This is a genomic window from Tissierella sp. (genome assembly GCF_031460495.1).
Taxonomy (GTDB): Bacteria; Bacillota; Clostridia; order Tissierellales; family Tissierellaceae; genus JAVKTS01.
Genome location: NZ_JAVKTS010000001.1, coordinates 707,483 through 725,759, shown reverse-complemented (window position 1 = coordinate 725,759; position 18,277 = coordinate 707,483). Strand labels below are relative to the sequence as shown.

Sequence of the window (18,277 nt, the reverse complement as noted above, 5' to 3'; positions counted from 1 at the left end):
TTATTCGTATTGTTTTAAGATAACTCTTTCAACTTCCGCATGTGGTCTTGGTATTACATGAACTGAGTGAAGTTCTCCAACTGATCTTGCTGCTTCTGCACCTGCATCTACTGCTGCCTTAACTGCACCAACATCTCCTCTAACCATTATAGTTACAAGACCAAAACCAATTTTCTCATATCCTACTAAAGTAACATTTGCAGCCTTTACCATTGCATCTGCTGCCTCAATACTACCTACTAATCCTTTAGTTTCAACTAATCCTAATGCTTGACTCATCATTATTCCTCCTTGTATTTAAGTTAAAATTCCACTATTTTTTCTTACTCTCTTCCTTTGGCTTAACTTCTTTTTCTTTTTTTACTTCTGTTTTTTCACTATGAGTATTTAAATTTTTTGCAAACTTAGCAATCAATGCATCTACCTCTTCATGGGGTCTTGGTATTACATGGGATGAAAATATGGTACCTACTCTATTTCCAGCCTGAACTCCTGCATCTACTGCTGCTTGCACAGCCGCTACTTCTCCAGCTATTTGAATATTTACTCCTACAGCTTTTCCTACACCTATTATCTTTTCTACTCCAACTAAAGTCACTTCTGCTGCCTTTGATGCTGCATCTAAAGCAGTAACTGCAGTTGTAAGTCCTAATGCTTCTATAAGACCTAATGCTTTATTCATATCACACCTCCGTCTTAACTAACGGTTATTTTTTATTCTATTTGCTGCCTCTTCTAGGGTTATGCTAGCATTCTTTGTTTTTATTTCTGCTACTTCTCTTGTACCTTTTATAATGTCAAATATTAATTCATTTTCTTTGTTATCTAAATTTGACCCATTTCCTTCAAGTCTAGGGCTAATTATTGAACTTTTGTCTTTTATAATGTTTCCCATTGCAACTCTAGATAATGGATTAGCCATGATTATTCACCACCATCAAAATTAAATATTTTATCAACTTCATCATGAGGTCTTGGAATTACATTTGCTGAAACTACCTCTGCTATTTGAGCTGCTCTTATCTTGGCATTTTCTACTGCTGCTGTAACTGCAGCTACATCTCCTGTAACTGTAACTGATACCAGTCCGGATCCTACTAATTGAAAATCCATAATCCTTACACTAGCAGCTTTTAGCATAGTATCTGCTGCCTCAATGGCTGCAACCATAGATTTAGTTTCAACCATTCCTATAGCTTCTCTCACTTTACCCCACCTTCTTCATTAAATATTTGGGTACTTCCCCGCATATAGTCTAATTATTTGTATTATAATATCTTCTTACTATATACTTTGAAAGTATTTACTTATATCTATATTATCATATCCTGGTATAATAGCTCTACTAAATTTTTCATCTTTATCCTCTAGAGGTTTTGTTGCATCTATACCTAATTTATCTGTAACCCCTCTAAGGTCATGGGAAGGCTCTAGTGAAGATCCTAGGGCTCCTTCAATTACAGTGAAATCCTGTGATGCTTGAGCTCTAGTAGTTATTGCCCATTCTATATCTCTAAGATCAAATATATCTACATCCTCGTCTACTATAACTACATGTTTTAAATCTTTATTCAGACCTAGTGCTGCCAGAATTGCTGTTTTCCCATCACCTTTTTTGTGTTTTCTAATGGATATAACGGCATTGAATCTATATCCTCCACCTTCTGTTACATTTACATCTACTACATCTAATTGATTTTTTAGGTGATAATATAGCTCTATTTCCCTTATCAAACCATTAGTCACATGCTCTTCTCTACATGGAAAAGCTGTTTGATAAATAGGATTATTTCTATGCATCACTGCATCTACTTCTATAATTGGATGAGGAGCCTGGGCACCGTAATATCCCATTAATTCTCCAAATGGTCCTTCTAATTCTCTCTTACCTGGTACAATTCTACCTTCTAAAACAATCTCTGCAAAGGCTGGGACTAAAATATCTACAGTTTCACATTGTACAAGTTCTAGAGCTTCACCTCTTAATCTACTATCTACTTGATATTTATCTACACCATAGGTTGCAGAACTGATTTGAGATGCCATTAAAAATGCTGCATCATATCCAAAAACTATGGCTACTTCTAAAGGTTTGTTCAGTTTCTCTAGTTTCAAGAAATCATTAGTTAACTTTGGTGAAGCTATTAAAGCTGATAGCTTATTTCCTCCATTTACTTGAAGTCTTCTAACAGAAGTAAAATATCTTCCAGTATCTGGATCCTTCACTACCATTACTCCAGCTGTGATAAAGCTTGAAGAATCCTTTTCTTGAAATTTGTTAATTGGTAATAGTTTTTGTAAATCTATGTTTCTTTTTATAATGTTTTCTCTTATAGGTCCATTTTGCACTACTTTGTAAGGCTCAGGATTAACTATTGCATCCATAAATCTTTCTATTCTATTCTCATGATTTAAATTAAGTAAGTCATAAATAATATCCCTATCTCCATATAGGCCTCCTATTGAAGACAGTTGATTATTCTTTATCTTGTTAAACAACATAGGCTTTTTATTGTTATAATAACTAAGTATTGCGCCCATTTCATATACATAGTCAACTTCTTTATTACATTCTAATAGCAAATCTTTACTTCTTAATCTATCTAGGGTATGTCTAAGCATTTGTCTTTCCAATTAGCAACCCTCCTTTCTACTGTCCTGTCCATCTTTTTACAAGATTATTTTCAATCCCTAGGGCATCTAATAATCTTCCAGTCATATTAAATACTATATCTTCTATTGTCTGTGGATGATTATAAAATCCTGGACTCGGTGGAAAAATAGTTACTCCCATACGAGATAGCTTCAACATATTTTCCAAATGTATAGGGCTTAAAGGTGTTTCTCTAGGCACCAATATCAGCGGTCGCCCTTCCTTTATTGTTACATCACAGGCCCTAGCTAGCAAAGAGTCTGAAAAACCACAAGCAACAGATGCTAATGTTTTCATCGAACATGGTAATATTATTGTTTTATCTACTTTAAAGGAACCGCTGGAAATTGGAGCTGCAAAGTTTTTGTTATCATGATAATGAGTTGCTAGAGATTTTAGTTCCTCTAGATTAACACCACATTCATGTTCCGTTACATACTCCCCCATAGTAGATACTACAAGATGAGTCTCAATATTTAATTCCTTCAAGGCTTTTAGGAGGGAAACTGCATAAATCGAACCACTTCCCCCAGATATCCCAACTACTATCCTCATTGTGCTTCCTCGCTTTCTATGTTTCTGGGACATAGACCTTGTTCATCTTTGCGGGACAGTACTCCTGTCCCCTTGTCCCTTTTTGAAAATTAGGGACAGTAAACCTGTCCCTCTCTTCTTATTTAACTTTATTTTCTGCGTCTCCGCCGCCTGCCCATGGGTCAATTCCTTTGTCCATAGCATCTTCGTATTCAGCAATTGTCATTAATTTTGTGAATATACTTAAGTCATTTAATCCATATTCATGCATTTCTTGAGTCTTAGAATGAATCCCATCAGTAAGGGATATTACCTTAAATGCTCTTGCTAAAGCATCTGTGGCTGTAGATCTTACACAAACATTAGTCCATGTACCTGTTACAACTACTGTCTCTATATTTTCTTCTCTTAGGAATAATTCTAAATCAGTATGAGCAAATGCACTATGTCTTCTCTTCTTAACTATATACTCATCACCTTCTGGCTTTAACTCAGGAATAAAATCAGATCCCCAAGTTCCATCTACTGCATGAACTGGTCTTACTTTAAAGTCTGCATCATTTTTTCTATGAGCTTCTTGAATGTGAACTAATTGTACATCGTCTTTTCCTGCTGCCTGTCTTTCCCTAACCCATTTAAATAATTCTTGAAGCTTTGGAGTAACTATTGTTGTTCCTTCACAATATAAAGCTCCTTTTGGATTACCGAAATCATTTAACATATCTATTACTAAAATTGCGTGTCTTGCCATTTCTTAATTCCTCCTTATGTTTTGTAATTAGTATTTTATTTCTCTTGGTAATACTTGAATACTTTGTCTCTTTATGAATTGACCAAATCCAGGCTTAGCAACTATGCCTTTGATTCCTCTTATATGTTTATCAATTACTTCTGGATGATTTATTCTATAGCTGTTTTCATATTCAGCACTATATAGATGTGGATATTGACTGAATTCGTCAGCATATTTTTCTTCTATTCCTGCTGGGAAATTGTGAACTATTGTTTTAAGTTCATCATCAGTTAATTTAGCTAAAGAGCTTTCATCTATATCTTCAAATACTAGATGCCCACGAACTACTGTCTTTGCAACTTTACCCTTTAAGTTCATGCCTTCAAGCGGTGAATAACCACACATGGAAGCTTGTTCTTTTGGATTAATAGTCCATTCTTTATCTAAATCTATTATAGTAAAGTCTGCATCTGAACCTATATGCATAGCACCCTTCTTTGGATATAATCCATAATGAACTGCTGCATTTTTACTTAATATATCAACTAATTTAGAAAGAGAAACTCTTCCCTTATTATAGCCTTCACTAACTAGTATAGGAACCATAGTTTCAACTCCTGGTATTCCTGGGAAAGCTGTCCATACATTCATACCTTCTCTAGCTTTTTCGCTTTCTATTTCATAAGGAGCATGGTCAGTACCTATAAAGTCTACGCTACCATTGTTAAGGCCTTCCCATAATTCTTCATTATCTCTTTTAGTTCTAAGTGGTGGAGCTATTTTTGCAAAGGCACCATGCTCTGTCATTGCATCTTGAGCATTTAGTGTCAAGTAGTGAGGGCAAGTCTCAGATGTAACATTTAATCCTTTTTTCTTTGCTTCTCCTACTAATTTTGCACCAATTCCTGTACTCATGTGAACAATATGAAGTCTAGCTCCTGATTCTTCAGCAAAGCTAATACCTAATTGTATAGCTACTTTTTCAGCTAATTCCATTCTTGCTTCAGCCCAAGCTGGACCATCCATTCTACCTTGTTTTTGGAAATCCTTTACATAGTAATCACACATGGAATAGTTTTCAGCATGAATACCTACTGGTAGACCTGTTTTCGCAACTGCTTTAAATGCTTCATACATCTCTGGATCTGTAACTCTTGGAAATGTAGGAACTGATGGAGTCATATAAGCTTTAAATGCAACTACTCCATAATCTGCTTGCTCTTGAACATGATCTAACCAACCTTCTCTTACATCTTCACCTGTAACTCCACCCCATAGGGCAAAATCTACTAGAGCCTGTGGCTGAACTAAATCTATCTTTAATTGTAATTGCTTGGCAGACCTTGCAGATGGCACTGAACAACATGGCATATCAATAACTGTAGTTATCCCGCCTGAAGCTGCAGCAGCAGTACCTGTTAGGAAATTTTCTCTATGTGGAAATCCTTGATACATGAAATGTGTATGTGAATCTATGCATCCTGGCAAAGTCAAATTTCCCTTTGCATCGATTATCTCTTTTGCTTTTACACCCTCTACTGAGTCTAAAAAACCAGCTATCTTCTCATCTTTAACTAAAATGTTCGTTAGTATAGTATCATCACCTTGAGGTATCCTTGCATTTGTTACTAAAACATCATACATCTTATAACCCCCTTATAAATATTAAATTTGTATTAATAATATCACAACGCTTGTAAATATTCCTTGTTAGTTTTCTATAAAAATATACCATGAGACTAACAATTATTCCAAATCTTTTGTGTGATTCTAATAAGATTTTTGTATATCTTTTATATACCCTTTATTTGGGTAATCAGTTATAATAATAATAATAAAAATAATTATTTAGTATACTTAATTAAATATTTGGAGGGGATTTAATGGCTTTAAAGCTAGTTGACCTATCTCAAGAAATTTTTCAAGGCATGAGCGTTTTTCCAATTCATCAGAAGACCTTTATAATGAGTAATATGAGTCATGAAGAAAATATGAAATTAACCGGAAGTAAGACCCTAGGATTCTCCGCAAGGAATTTACTTATTAGCGAACATGCCGGTACACATAGTGACGGAGTATGGGAATATAATCCCGAAGGGCCAACCATCGACAATATGCCTTTAGAGTATTTTTGGGGCTCAGCTATATGTTTAGATCTATCCCATATAAGATACCCAAACTATTTCGAACCTAGGGATTTAGAAGAAGCCTTATCCCGATCTGGACAAGAAATCAGACCTGGGGATATAGTTCTACTGTATACAGGCCATCATGATAGAAATTTTGGTACAGACATGTTTCAAACTGATTATTCTGGACTAAGCTATGATGCTGCAAAATGGTTAGCTGAGCAAGGAGTAGTGAACATAGGAGTAGATGCACCTGCTATTGATTTAACGCCAGATGATACTGATTTCTCAGCTCATCTCATTTGTGGGGAATACCATATAACTAATACTGAGAATTTGTGTAACTTAGACAAATTGGTAAACAAAAGATTTTTATATATGGGATTGCCACTTAAGATTAGAGAAGGTACAGGCTCACCTATTAGAGCAGTTGCATTAGTTGAAGAAGAATAAGCAAAGCCAGGAGATGATTTCTCCTGGCTTTATCTATACTAAATACTAAATTGTTTTTATATCCGATATAATAGTATATAAAAATATTCTTATTTTCTTTCGAACCATTTTTATATTTATTGCGACTAAGTATATGTAAGGGTGTTCAAGGGGGTGATGTAGATAAGTTATTTTAATAATACTCAGACTATAGACCAACTATTAGAAGAAGCAATACAAGGCAATACCAGGTCCTTCGAACTTATAATGAATCAATATATGAAAATTCTATATAACTATATCCTCACCAACATTTCAAACAAAGATGATGTAAATGATGTATTACAGGAAACCATGCTAGGAATTTGGCAAGGAATAAAGGGTTTTAAAAAAACTTCAACCTTTAAAACATGGATTATAGGTATATGCCGAAATAAAATCAATGATTTTTATCGCAAACATTATAATCGCAGCAATTTTGAAGTAATGGAATTTGGGGAAATTGAGAAAAACATTTGTCTATCTAATGATATTGAAAATATCATAGATCAGGTTGATATTAAAAAATCTTTATCTACTTTACCACAAATAGATAGGGAGCTACTTTTTTTAATATTTAATGCACAGCTTTCATACACTGAAATCCAAAGCATTACCGGAATTCCAATAGGTACAATAAAAAGCAAAGTATATTCTATAAAGAATAAGTTAAGACCTTTGCTCAATGAAAGGGAGAGCGCTTATGACTAATGAATGCCTAAATATTAGTGATTTCATTATTGCTTATATCAATAATACAATAAGTAATCATGATAAAACAACCCTTCTCGAACATCTTGCTGACTGTCCTGACTGTCGAGAGGAACTTGCCATAACTATTGCTTTATCTCAAACAATTGCCAAAGACATGATGGAAGTACCAGATGATGTCTTGGAAAGTGCATTTAATATGATTGCAGAGACTAAAGGAGACAACTCTAGTTTCAAATTATCAGATATAAAATCCTTATTAGAGCCTCTGAATGTTATACCTTATGCATTATCAACTACAAGAAAATCAATTAAACTTGCTTTACAATTTATTTAAGGAGGTAATTTAAATGGTAGAATTTAAAAAAGATGGCGACGCAAAGGAAATAGGTGAAATTTTGGATGCTGTTTCCGATAAAGTGCCAAAGCTTATCAGTGGTATAATGGGAACTCTTTATTCTGCTGAAGCTGGTAAAAATATGGGGCAGGCAGTTGGGAGCTTATACAAGGAGTTACTTGAATCAGGAATCCCTCAAGATGTGGCTCTTGATATGGCTAAGAACTATATGCTCTCACTGAAAGATGTCTCAAAGTTTGTTGACAAATAGTGTTGAGGGTATTGTATAATGATAACCCTTTATCACTATGTCAAATTCATAATTAAGTTTTTATTGGGCCTCATATTATTACCAATCTGGGTTCTTTATGCAGTAACAAAGTATATGATATTTAAGTATACTTTTAATAAAGAGTTAAAAATCTGCGGATTAGATAAGAATACATCTAAAGAGTTATCCAGAGGATTAAAAGAGCTTTTGCCTATTGAGATTCTAAAGTAACAAAAGCCAGGAGATGATTTCTCCTGGCTTTTGCTATTCCTTCATCCGATCAATTTCTGCTTTGATATTATTATAATCGTTATCTCTAATTTCCACAAAACCTTTTCTTGTTTTTAATCCATGTAGCCCTGCACAGGCTATATGGCATCCGTTGACTACTATGATAAAATCATATTCTATGTTTTCTGTAGCATAGTTAAAATCAAACTCTCTATAATCTGATTTTATTTTGTCTACCATAGTAACACGATCAAATCTTGAATTGCATCCACCACAATATTTTATGCCTACTATCACTTAGCACCACCATTTAAGATTTGTTTAGCAAAGGATAGTAATTCTTCATCAACTTGATTTACTAGAATTACTCCATCTATGGAATCCCCTAGTTTTTCTATTAATATTTCTTCTACGATTTCCTCAGTAGTTATCTGTGCAGAAGGACAACCGTGACAATTTCCCGTTAGTGTAATTCTTACTATTTTATCAATAATAGAATTAATCCTTATGTCTCCCCCATGGATTTTAAGCTGCGGTCTTATAAATTCTTCTACTATCTCTTCTACTTTCTGGAATAAAATATCTTTCACATCAAGTCCTCCGGTTTAATTATTTATCTTTGCTTGGATCTACTTGAGCAATTTTTCTTGCCATTTCTTTCTTAGCTTCAAGATTTCCTTGGCGAGCTATCATTATTCTTTGTGCTTGTGGTGAACCTGCACCATGCATGGATTCTGTTCTGTATCCAACTGCTGCAGTACCTAAAGTAATATTCTCTATAAGTCTTAGTACTCTCATACGATTTTCTGTTGAAGTTCCAGTCTTTCCTGCTAGGTATTTTTCAACATATTTGCCTATTTCAGGGTCTTTGTAGTCAGCTTCTGATGGCATAGTAACCATGATTCCACCTGCTAAATCCTCCGCCAATCTAGCTATTTCATATGGGAAACGAGTTACATTTTGCTTACATACATTTGCAAGTAATAAATCAATTAAATAGTTTCCAGAAGCAGTTTTACTTCCTTCTGCTGAACAAGCTACAGCACATGCCCATATAGTTTCATTTAAGTGCATCATTTCAATTAATTTGTCTTTTACATGACTAGCTTTGTTGGCTCCATTATAATCTGCCGCCAAAGCTGCTGCACCTATTAATACATCGCCTACACCTGTTTTACATGCATAGGATTGTCTATGATATCCAGCAAATCTTTCAACTAACATGCCAGCATATTTAGCTTCTTTGCACATAAATACTCTATCATTTGGAACAAATACATCATTGAATATAACTAATGCTTCATGTCCACCAAAATTAGCATTTCCAAGGTCAATATCTGCACCTTCTTCTAATTTTCTTGTATCACAAGATTGACGACCATAGATCATGATTACTCCCTCTGCATCTGATGGAACTGCAAAGCATACTGCATAGTCCTTGTCTTCATCTTTTAAAGCTATAGTAGGCATGATTAAATGCTCATGGGAGTTTACTGCCCCTGTTTGATGAGCCTTTGCTCCTCTAACTACGATTCCATCTTCTCTTACTTCAGTAATACGAAGATATAAATCTGGATCCTCTTGTTCTGATGGTGAAAGTCCTCTATCGCCCTTTGGATCTGTCATTGCTCCATCTACGGTATAGTCTTTTTCTTGAACAAATTTTAAGTAATTTACAAATCTCTCATGATAATTTGTTCCATATTCTTTATCCATTTCAAAAGTAGTTGAATAGATTGCATTAAAAGCATCCATACCTACACATCTTTGGAAGCATGAAGCAGTTTTTTGACCTAATAATCTTTGCATTTTTATTTTTTTAGTTAAATCCTCAGTACTGTGATGAATATGACAGAATCTATTTATTGTTTCTCCAGTTAAATGTGATTTTGTAGTCATTAAATCCTTATATTCATCTTGCTGTGCCAATTCATAGGTCATAGCTACTGAATTCATAGATGGTCTAATTATAGGATGATCAACAGGGTTCTCAACAAGCTCCCCAAACATATAAACCTTCAAATTCAACTTTCTTAAACTTTCTATATATTGTTCTCTCGTCATCAATGCCACTAACAACATCCCCTTTAATATATTTTGAACTCACTATTAAAACTGAGTATTAAATCTTGCTTCCCATTCTTTGATTAAATCTTCTCTGAAATCTGGATGAGCAATGTTAATCAAGGCTCTTCCTCTATCTTTTAGGGTCTTTCCCTTAAGATTTGCTATACCATATTCTGTAACGATATATTGCACATCATTTCTTGAAGTAGTCACAGCAGCACCTTCGTCAATTAAGGATACTATTCTTGAAACTGTTCCCTTTGCAGCTGTGGAAGGCATTGCAATAATTGATTTTCCGCCCTTTGACATGCTTGCTCCACGAACGAAATCTACTTGTCCGCCTACTCCACTGAATTGCTTTTTCCCTACAGTATCTGAAACTACTTGACCCATTAAATCTACCTGTATACAGGAGTTAATGGATACCATCTTGTAGTTTTGCATGATTACACAAGGATCATTTACATAATCCACTGGATACATTTCAACTTCAGGATTATTATTAACAAAATTATACAATCTTTCAGTACCCATTAAAAATGTGACTACCATCTTTCCTGGATGTATGGTTTTCATCTTGTTTGTAATTACTCCAGCCTCATAAAGCTCAACTACTCCATCTGATATCATTTCTGAATGAATACCTAAGTCCTTTTTATCCTTTAAAAACAATAATACGGCATCAGGTATTGCTCCAATACCTAATTGTAATGTTGAGCCATCTTCAACTAAAGAAGCACAATGCTCTCCAATGGCACGCTCTATATCAGATATTTTAGGTGGATTTAGTATTGGTAGAGGTGTATTTGCCTCTACTATATAATCCAAGTCTTTAATATTTACAAAAGAATCTCCATAAGTCCTTGGCATTTCTTCATTTACTTGAGCAATAGTTATTTTCGCACATTCTACTGCTGATTTAGTATAATCTACCGATGTGCCTAGACTACAATTTCCATCAGCATCTGGTGGACTAACCATGATTAGAGCCACATCTATTGGTAAATACCCGTCTCTGAAAAGCCTTGGTACTTCATGGAAAAAGCAAGGTGTATAATCTGCTCTTCCTTCATTTACTGGATTTCTACTTATTCCACCACAGAATATGGCATTATGTTTGAAATGCTTTTCCATACCCTCTTGTAAGTATTCACCCTTGCCCATTGGTACTAAATGGACTATTTCTACATCTCTATATTGATTTCTATTGGATACCATCGCGTCTATTAAAGCTGACGGTTCACCTATTGCATGGGCAATAACAACTCTATCTCCAGATTCTATATGTTTTACTGCTTCATCTAAAGAAACTAATCTATTTTTATATTCTACCATCCAATCCATACAATCACTCCTTAAAACAATCTAGCAAATATGCCTTTTATTTCATCCCTTGATAATTCTGTATAGTTATTTGCTAATAATCTTTGTTGTTTTTCAAGTACAGATATAGTGAATTCTTCAATTTCTTCTTCTTTCATTCCATACTCTCTAAGAGCTTTTTTAGGTAATAAATTGTTTAGTATCTTTTCTAGTTCTTCATATACATTTGCAGTTGTAGTTCCAATTAATTTTGCTAACATTTCATTTACTTCTTTTATTTTTCCATTTGGATTTAATCTATTATATGTCCTAAATACTTCTACGAAGAATTGATAATTTACTTCTCCATGAGGTACATGGTAAGTTCCTCCAACTGGATAGGATAATGCATGAACTGCTCCTACTCCTGTATTGGCAAAAGCTATACCTGCATAATTACTTGCAATTAGTATATCTTCAATTATTTCCATTCTATGATCTTCGCCCTTTTCAACTATCTCTAAATATCCCTTTAATATGATTTCAATAGCCTTTATACTGAATAATTCAGTATAGCAGTTGGATTTTGGAGAAACTAAGGATTCTATAGCGTGAATCAAGGCATCTATGGAGCTAGTTACAAAGAATTTATATGGTAATGTTTTCACCATTTCAGGAATCATGATTGCATAATCTGCATACAATTCGTCTATTGCTAATCCCATTTTTGTACCCTTGGATTTTATTTCTGCTATGGAAATATTTGTAGCCTCGCTACCAGTGCCACATGTTGTAGGGATTATGATTAATTCCTTATCCTTTAGCATTGGAATGGTCTTATCAAATAATTCTAATGCATTTGTTCCGTTTTTAATTACAAATAATTTTGCTATATCTATTACAGAACCTCCACCTATGGCAATTACTCTATTAAAATCAATTTCTTTAATATCATCAAATATCTTATCTATCATTTCATCTGATGGCTCACCTAGTCCATATTTTTCTTGATATACTACATTACAAGGTAAGTTGAAGCCCCCAAAATATGGTTGGAAAATATATTCATTAGTAAGTACTAGGTCTTTTTCAGTTACTGGAAAAGCCTCTATAAATTCAGCACAAGTGTTAAATTTATATATTTGTGGTTTAATAATTAATTGTCTCACTTAATCCACCCCTTATTTTTAATTAATTCCAAATTTCTTCATCTGTAGGAGCAGTTACTCCTTGTCTTACAAATGCTACTCTTGAAACATTAATTAAATGTCTATAATTCAAGTTTTCTGATATGCTATTATTTCCCCAAGTACCGCAGCCTAAAGTAGTAGTTGGTGATAAACCATTAAAGAATGATCCACCAGCAGTAGTAGATGATGGTGCATTTACTACAAGTCTTGATACTGTAAGGTTTAAACCAGCATATTTAATATGTTCTTGATTGTTTGAATGGATTGCAGTTGTATGTCCCTTTCCTTCTAATTCAAGATTAGTTTGAGCTATTTCTACTGCTTCTTCAAAAGTATTATATGGCAATATTATCATTGCTGGACACATTTTTTCCTTGCAAAGTAAATCTTCTTTTCCAACTCCTGTTGGTTTTAATAATATAACTTTTGTTTCTTTTGGTACTTCTACTCCTGCTAAATTCGCTATAAATTGTACAGATTGTCCTACTACATCACCATTTATCATTCCATTTTTAAACATTGCATCTCTAAATTTATTTACTGTTTCATCATCCTCTGCATAAAATGCTCCATTTACTTTCATTGCTTTTACTACTTCATCATATTTATCTTCTGGTACAATAATTGATTGTTCTCCAGAACAGATTATTCCATTATCAAATATTCTTCCTGCTATTACTTTTTGTGTTGCTTCTACATAGTCAATATCCCTATCTAAAATTACTTGAACATTACCTGCACCTACTCCAAATGAAGGTTTACCACTAGAATAAGCAGACTTAACCATTGCCATACCACCTGTTGCCAATACGACATCAGCTTTTTGCATTAATTCTCCTGTTAATTCTATAGAAGGTTCTTCTATTATTTGAATTAGATTATCTGGTGCACCTAGTTTCTTGATCTCTTGGTTCATCAATGCAACTGCATGTGTACTAGATTTTTTAGATCTAGGATGAGGGGCTACAATTATTGCATTGCCTCCTTTTAAAGCAAACATAGCATTACACATTGGTGTAACTATTGGGTTTGTAGTTGGAGTAACAGCACAAACTACTCCTATAGGCTTAGCTACTAAAATAAGTCCGTTTTCAGTTTCTTCACCAATTATTCCAATGGATTTTTTATCTCTTAAACTATTCCAAATAGTTTTTGATTTTCCTTTGTTTTTAGCCACTTTATCTTCATATACACCCATTCTAGTTTCTTCTACTGCCTCTTTTGCTAAAAGCTCAGCATTATCATAGATTACCTTACCCATAGCTTTTACTATAGCATCTACTTGTTCTTGATTAAATTTTTCAAATACCTTTTGAGCTTCTCTTGCTTTTTCTACCATCATATCCACAGCTGTTTTAGTCACCAAAATATCCCTCTTTTCATATTATTTTGTTGCTTATGAAACATAATATTGCAAGAACTATGCCATTTAATGTAAATTGTGAAATTTTTCATTCATATGTATTATGCTTGTTTTGTAATTATTTTTTTCTAAAAGAAATTATTCCACAGTATATTTGTTGCATATTTGCACCATTTAAAAATGTAAACAATGATATTTTTTTAACAATCATGAGCAAAATGGCCATCTTTTCCTTTTTGTCTACTTATTGCATATTGTCAACTGGTTGTATTTTTGCAACACTTACTTATGTTTTTGTCTTTTCCGAACAAAAGTTGCAGGATCTATTTCCAATGCCTTTGCTGCATCTCGTACATTTCCGTATTTATCATATGCAATCTTTAAAAGATGATTTTCTACTTTACCTAAGGCTTGTCTCAATGGTACTATATCATTTTCTTGTATAATATTCTGCTTGCTATCCCAAGTCAATATAGGCTGTGGAAGATCGTCTTTATTAATGATATCCTTCTCAGACATTACCATTATTCTCTCAATTATATTTCTTAGTTCCCTTACATTTCCTTTCCATTCATAGGAATACAAAGTCTTCAATACTTCAGGTGATATGGTTTTCTTAAAATTGTATTTTTTATTTAGCTTACTTAAAAAATAGTTTATAAGGGGCATAATATCATCTCTTCTATCTCTAAGGGGTGGTATTATAATTGGAACAACATTTAGTCTATAATATAAATCCTCTCTAAAGGTTTTTTCTCTTACCATTTCTTCTAGATCTCTATTAGTTGCTGCTAATATTCTAACATCAACAGTTACCTCGTTTATCCCACCTATTTTAGTAAATTGACCATCTTGAAGTACCCTCAAAAGTTTTACCTGTATATCAAGGGGTAATTCTCCTATTTCATCTAAAAAAATAGTCCCTCCATCTGCCACCTCAAACAAGCCCATTTTTCCATCCTTATTTGCTCCTGTAAAAGCACCCTTTTCATATCCAAAGAGTTCAGCTTCTATAAGGGTCTTAGGTATGGATCCACAATTGATTTTAATAAATTGTTTATTTTCCCTATAGCTATTTTTATATATTAGTTTGGCTATTTCTCCCTTACCTACACCTGTCTCTCCTGTAATAAGCACAGTTGTATCAATAGGAGCTACTCTAATAGACATCTTTATAATATCTAGCATCTTCTTATCCATGGCAATTAAGTCATTATTCTTCAATAACTCAATTTTCATAGCTTCTAATTCTACTGAATATTTCTTGGTCAAATTCTCTTTTTCATCTAGTTTTTCCTTTAACTCATACAGTTCAGTAATATCCCTTACATTTGTAACTACCATGGTTATTTCCCCTGCATTGTTAAATACAGGGGTAGAAGTTACCAAGGCTTTCTTCCCTGTACTGAAATTCTGTTCTATTGTATTTACTTTTCTATCTTCCAATACTAATAGAGTTGCAGATTGGGATATGTATCCTTCCCTTACTAGATCTTTCATATTTCGCCCAATTAATTCCTCAATCTTGATTCCAGCTATTCTTTCATATGCTTTATTTACAATAATTGTATTAGCTTGTCCGTCTGTTATGTAAATTCCATCAAAAGACGAATCCAATATATCATTTATTCTTAAATGCAAGCCTACTTCAGATAACAAAACAATCACCCCTTGCGGATAATTACAGAATATTTTTAATTCCCTTGTTTAATCTTGTTTATATTTTTAATAATAATGGAAATAGTTCCATCAGAATTATTTACAAACTCAATAATGTTTTTATTGCGATATATATCAACTGGAATATCAAGTTGAATTCCATTATCCATCTTTATTTTGTGCACAGTTAATTTCTTTTCTGGTTTTTTCCCATCCAAATCTACAATTCTATCAACTCCTGCACTTTCCACTCTTTCAATATACTCATTTTTAATATCAGGGCTATTTTTAAATATGGCATTTGCAACATTTTCTACCTCTATAGTCCCACTATCTAAGTTCTCATAGATTGCTTCTTTGATTGCAGATACTTTATCGAAGTCGTCATCATAATATCTTTTTGTAATATCTTTTGCCACATCTCTAATTACCTTGATACTTTCCTTGATTGAAAGATTTGTAGTACATTCAAGGAATAACTTTGAAAAGTACTCAATCTTTCCTCCTTCAATATCATATTCTCTCTCAAATACCTTAATTGATAAATCCTCTAAGTCAATTAAAGCTGCCTCAATATTTCTCTGAGTCTCCGAAGGGAACATTACCTTGTTTATAACTATCTTATTTAATGTACCAGAATCCCCATAATCCACATAATGGGTATATCCTTCTTTGTAATTAAATTTTAATATGGCAAGATAGTTTTTATTATCTGAATTTACCAAAGATATAAGTAAATCACCACAAGGAATTTCTGTGTACTTTTGCATTAATTCATATAATATTTCTGCAATTGATATACTAGTATCCACGAAATCCTCTCTTATATTCTCAATAAATCTTTCAATCTGAGAACTTCCCATAAACTTACCTAATTTTACGGATTGATCTTCAAATAATCGTTCAATATGTTTGCCAATAAAATCATGTATTCTTTCATCATCTAGATGTAGAGTCTCCCTAGAGTAAACTGGCAAAGCCGATGTTGCATCAAGTATGTGAAGTATTGCATTATTTATTCTAATTTCCAAAATTGATCTCTCCTTTACTGCCTTTAATTATACTATATTTTACAAAATATACGAAGAATAAAATAAAAAAGCCTCTATAAAGGCTAAAGCTTTTATATAGGCTTTAAAATATTTAGGTACCGCAAAAAGTTCGATAAGGTGATGTTAGGCTAGGAAGTGTCGCGTATTCACTTTGTTCTTGAGAATGGGCATATGGGCAGGAAAGAATATGAAGAAGTTTATTCATCACAGTATAATCTCCTTGATTTACAGCAGCGTCAAGTGCCTCTTCTACTCTGTGATTACGAGGGATTACTGCTGGATTTGAGTCTCGCATTAATTCATGTGAAGTTTCCTTTGATTCCTCTTGCCTACTTAGTCTTTCTTGCCACTTTTCATACCAGTGAGCAAATTCCTTAGAAGCAAAGAGTTCTGTATCTTGTGTTTTATCAAAAGTTAATGCAAGGAAGGTATTAGTGTAATCAGCGCCATATTTCTCCATCATAGTAAGAAGCTCTTCAATTAATGATTCGTCTTGTATTTCTTCCTTAAACAATCCAAGTTTTCCTCTCATTCCTTTTAACCAATTAAGATGAAACAAATCTGAAAAACTGGATATTGCATTTTGAGCTAGCTTGACAGCTTCTTCTTCATTTTCATGTAACAGAGGTAATAATGCTTCAGCAAATCTAGTTAGATTCCACTGAGCAATATGAGGTTGATTACCATAGGCATAGCGACCACGACTATCAATGGAGCTAAATACCGTTGCTGGATTATAGGTATCCATGAAAGCACATGGACCATAATCAATGCTTTCTCCACTTATGGTCATATTATCAGTATTCATTACTCCATGGATAAAGCCTACTAGTTGCCATTTTGCAAGTAATTGGGCCTGAACCTTAATTACTTCTTGAAGTAAGAAAATATAAGGATTGGCCACATTTTCATCCATTGAAAAATGTCTATTCAATGTGTAATCAGCCAATTCTTTTAGATCCTGAACTGTACCCAATCTAGAAGCATATTCAAAGGTACCTACTCGCAGATGACTAGCAGCTATCCTAGTAAGAACTGCACCAGGTAGCATCTTTTCTCGAATTATAGACTCACCCGTTGTAACTACTCCAAGGCTGCGTGTACTAGGAATCCCAAGGGAATACATTGCTTCACTTATGATATATTCACGCAGCATTGGCCCCAAGGCTGCTCGACCATCACCACCTCGTGAATAGGGAGTTCTACCTGAGCCTTTTAATTGAATATCAAATCTCTCTCCAGATGGAGTAATCTGCTCCCCTAGTAATATAGCTCTTCCATCTCCCAACATAGTAAAATGCCCAAATTGGTGTCCTGCATAGGCTTGAGCAATAGGAAAGGCATCTTCTGGAATATAATTTCCTGCCAGCATAGATATACCATCATTACTTTCCAACCATTGAACATTCAATCCTAAAGATATTGCCAAAGGATTGTTGAGAATAATTAACTTTGGTGAATTTACAGTGGTGGGTTTAGTATTAGTGAAAAACAATTCAGGTAAACCAGCATAACTACTATCTAAATTCAATCCTGTTTCTATTATTGTTTTTTTCTCTGTCATATTGTCTCCT

General features: G+C 33.8%; 21 protein-coding genes. 4 read left to right on the top strand and 17 right to left on the bottom strand.

Annotation, left to right across the window (positions count from 1 at the left end):
- The 8 genes from RIN63_RS03395 to RIN63_RS03360 all read right to left on the bottom strand — a co-directional run bounded on the left by RIN63_RS03395 (position 1) and on the right by RIN63_RS03360 (position 5,564).
- Positions 1–282, bottom strand: coding sequence for a BMC domain-containing protein (locus RIN63_RS03395; protein ID WP_310443254.1), 282 nt, complete (start codon positions 280–282; stop codon positions 1–3).
- A 31-nt stretch (positions 283–313) separates the two neighbouring features.
- Complete coding sequence (locus RIN63_RS03390; RefSeq protein ID WP_310443253.1) at positions 314–682, bottom strand: BMC domain-containing protein; 369 nt, start codon at positions 680–682, stop codon at positions 314–316.
- 18 nt (positions 683–700) lie between these two features.
- Positions 701–922, bottom strand: coding sequence for a hypothetical protein (locus tag RIN63_RS03385; RefSeq protein ID WP_310443252.1), 222 nt, complete (start codon positions 920–922; stop codon positions 701–703).
- Between the two features lie 2 nt (positions 923–924).
- Positions 925–1,206, bottom strand: a complete 282-nt coding sequence (locus tag RIN63_RS03380; RefSeq protein WP_310443251.1) for a BMC domain-containing protein — start codon at positions 1,204–1,206, stop codon at positions 925–927.
- Positions 1,207–1,284: 78 nt separating this feature from the next.
- A complete protein-coding gene (locus tag RIN63_RS03375; protein ID WP_310443250.1) occupies positions 1,285–2,634 on the bottom strand; it encodes a UbiD family decarboxylase in 1,350 nt (449 codons plus the stop codon).
- A gap of 16 nt (positions 2,635–2,650) precedes the next feature.
- Positions 2,651–3,208 (bottom strand): UbiX family flavin prenyltransferase, encoded by a 558-nt coding sequence (locus RIN63_RS03370; protein ID WP_310443249.1) that lies wholly within the window; start codon positions 3,206–3,208, stop codon positions 2,651–2,653.
- A gap of 118 nt (positions 3,209–3,326) precedes the next feature.
- A complete protein-coding gene (locus tag RIN63_RS03365) occupies positions 3,327–3,938 on the bottom strand; it encodes an isochorismatase family cysteine hydrolase (RefSeq protein WP_310443248.1) in 612 nt (203 codons plus the stop codon).
- 27 nt (positions 3,939–3,965) lie between these two features.
- The gene (locus RIN63_RS03360; protein WP_310443247.1) at positions 3,966–5,564 is read right to left on the bottom strand and encodes a dihydroorotase; all 1,599 of its coding nucleotides are present in this window, start codon (positions 5,562–5,564) and stop codon (positions 3,966–3,968) included.
- A gap of 239 nt (positions 5,565–5,803) precedes the next feature.
- Between RIN63_RS03360 and RIN63_RS03355 the strand changes: the two genes are divergently transcribed.
- The 4 genes from RIN63_RS03355 to RIN63_RS03340 all read left to right on the top strand — a co-directional run bounded on the left by RIN63_RS03355 (position 5,804) and on the right by RIN63_RS03340 (position 7,839).
- Positions 5,804–6,502 carry a cyclase family protein gene (locus RIN63_RS03355; protein WP_310443246.1) on the top strand — a complete coding sequence of 233 codons (699 nt, stop codon included), beginning with the start codon at positions 5,804–5,806 and terminating at the stop codon, positions 6,500–6,502.
- Positions 6,503–6,748: 246 nt separating this feature from the next.
- Positions 6,749–7,231, top strand: coding sequence for a sigma-70 family RNA polymerase sigma factor (locus tag RIN63_RS03350; protein WP_310443245.1), 483 nt, complete (start codon positions 6,749–6,751; stop codon positions 7,229–7,231).
- On the top strand, positions 7,224–7,568 hold the full coding sequence (locus RIN63_RS03345) for a zf-HC2 domain-containing protein (protein WP_310443244.1): 345 nt from the start codon (positions 7,224–7,226) through the stop codon (positions 7,566–7,568). Before RIN63_RS03350 ends, RIN63_RS03345 begins: the two co-directional genes overlap by 8 nt.
- Positions 7,569–7,581: 13 nt before the next feature.
- Positions 7,582–7,839 carry a hypothetical protein gene (locus RIN63_RS03340; RefSeq protein WP_310443243.1) on the top strand — a complete coding sequence of 86 codons (258 nt, stop codon included), beginning with the start codon at positions 7,582–7,584 and terminating at the stop codon, positions 7,837–7,839.
- A 264-nt stretch (positions 7,840–8,103) separates the two neighbouring features.
- On the opposite strand, the gene RIN63_RS03335 is transcribed toward RIN63_RS03340, so the two are convergent.
- The 9 genes from RIN63_RS03335 to RIN63_RS03295 all read right to left on the bottom strand — a co-directional run bounded on the left by RIN63_RS03335 (position 8,104) and on the right by RIN63_RS03295 (position 18,267).
- The gene (locus RIN63_RS03335; protein WP_310443242.1) at positions 8,104–8,367 is read right to left on the bottom strand and encodes a hypothetical protein; all 264 of its coding nucleotides are present in this window, start codon (positions 8,365–8,367) and stop codon (positions 8,104–8,106) included.
- Positions 8,364–8,660 carry a NifU family protein gene (locus RIN63_RS03330; protein WP_310443241.1) on the bottom strand — a complete coding sequence of 99 codons (297 nt, stop codon included), beginning with the start codon at positions 8,658–8,660 and terminating at the stop codon, positions 8,364–8,366. The genes RIN63_RS03335 and RIN63_RS03330 overlap by 4 nt, the downstream gene beginning before the upstream one ends.
- A gap of 19 nt (positions 8,661–8,679) precedes the next feature.
- A complete protein-coding gene (locus RIN63_RS03325; protein WP_310443338.1) occupies positions 8,680–10,134 on the bottom strand; it encodes a 4-hydroxyphenylacetate 3-hydroxylase family protein in 1,455 nt (484 codons plus the stop codon).
- 45 nt (positions 10,135–10,179) lie between these two features.
- Complete coding sequence (locus RIN63_RS03320) at positions 10,180–11,481, bottom strand: acetyl-CoA hydrolase/transferase C-terminal domain-containing protein (protein ID WP_310443240.1); 1,302 nt, start codon at positions 11,479–11,481, stop codon at positions 10,180–10,182.
- An 11-nt stretch (positions 11,482–11,492) separates the two neighbouring features.
- Complete coding sequence (locus RIN63_RS03315) at positions 11,493–12,608, bottom strand: 4-hydroxybutyrate dehydrogenase (RefSeq protein WP_310443239.1); 1,116 nt, start codon at positions 12,606–12,608, stop codon at positions 11,493–11,495.
- 22 nt (positions 12,609–12,630) lie between these two features.
- Positions 12,631–13,992, bottom strand: coding sequence for an aldehyde dehydrogenase family protein (locus RIN63_RS03310; RefSeq protein WP_310443238.1), 1,362 nt, complete (start codon positions 13,990–13,992; stop codon positions 12,631–12,633).
- A 282-nt stretch (positions 13,993–14,274) separates the two neighbouring features.
- Positions 14,275–15,651: a sigma 54-interacting transcriptional regulator gene (locus tag RIN63_RS03305; RefSeq protein WP_310443237.1), complete on the bottom strand. Its 1,377-nt coding sequence runs from the start codon at positions 15,649–15,651 to the stop codon at positions 14,275–14,277.
- A gap of 35 nt (positions 15,652–15,686) precedes the next feature.
- The gene (locus RIN63_RS03300; protein WP_310443236.1) at positions 15,687–16,682 is read right to left on the bottom strand and encodes a nucleoid-associated protein; all 996 of its coding nucleotides are present in this window, start codon (positions 16,680–16,682) and stop codon (positions 15,687–15,689) included.
- Positions 16,683–16,794: 112 nt separating this feature from the next.
- On the bottom strand, positions 16,795–18,267 hold the full coding sequence (locus RIN63_RS03295) for a protein adenylyltransferase SelO family protein (RefSeq protein ID WP_310443235.1): 1,473 nt from the start codon (positions 18,265–18,267) through the stop codon (positions 16,795–16,797).
- Positions 18,268–18,277: the final 10 nt, after the last annotated feature.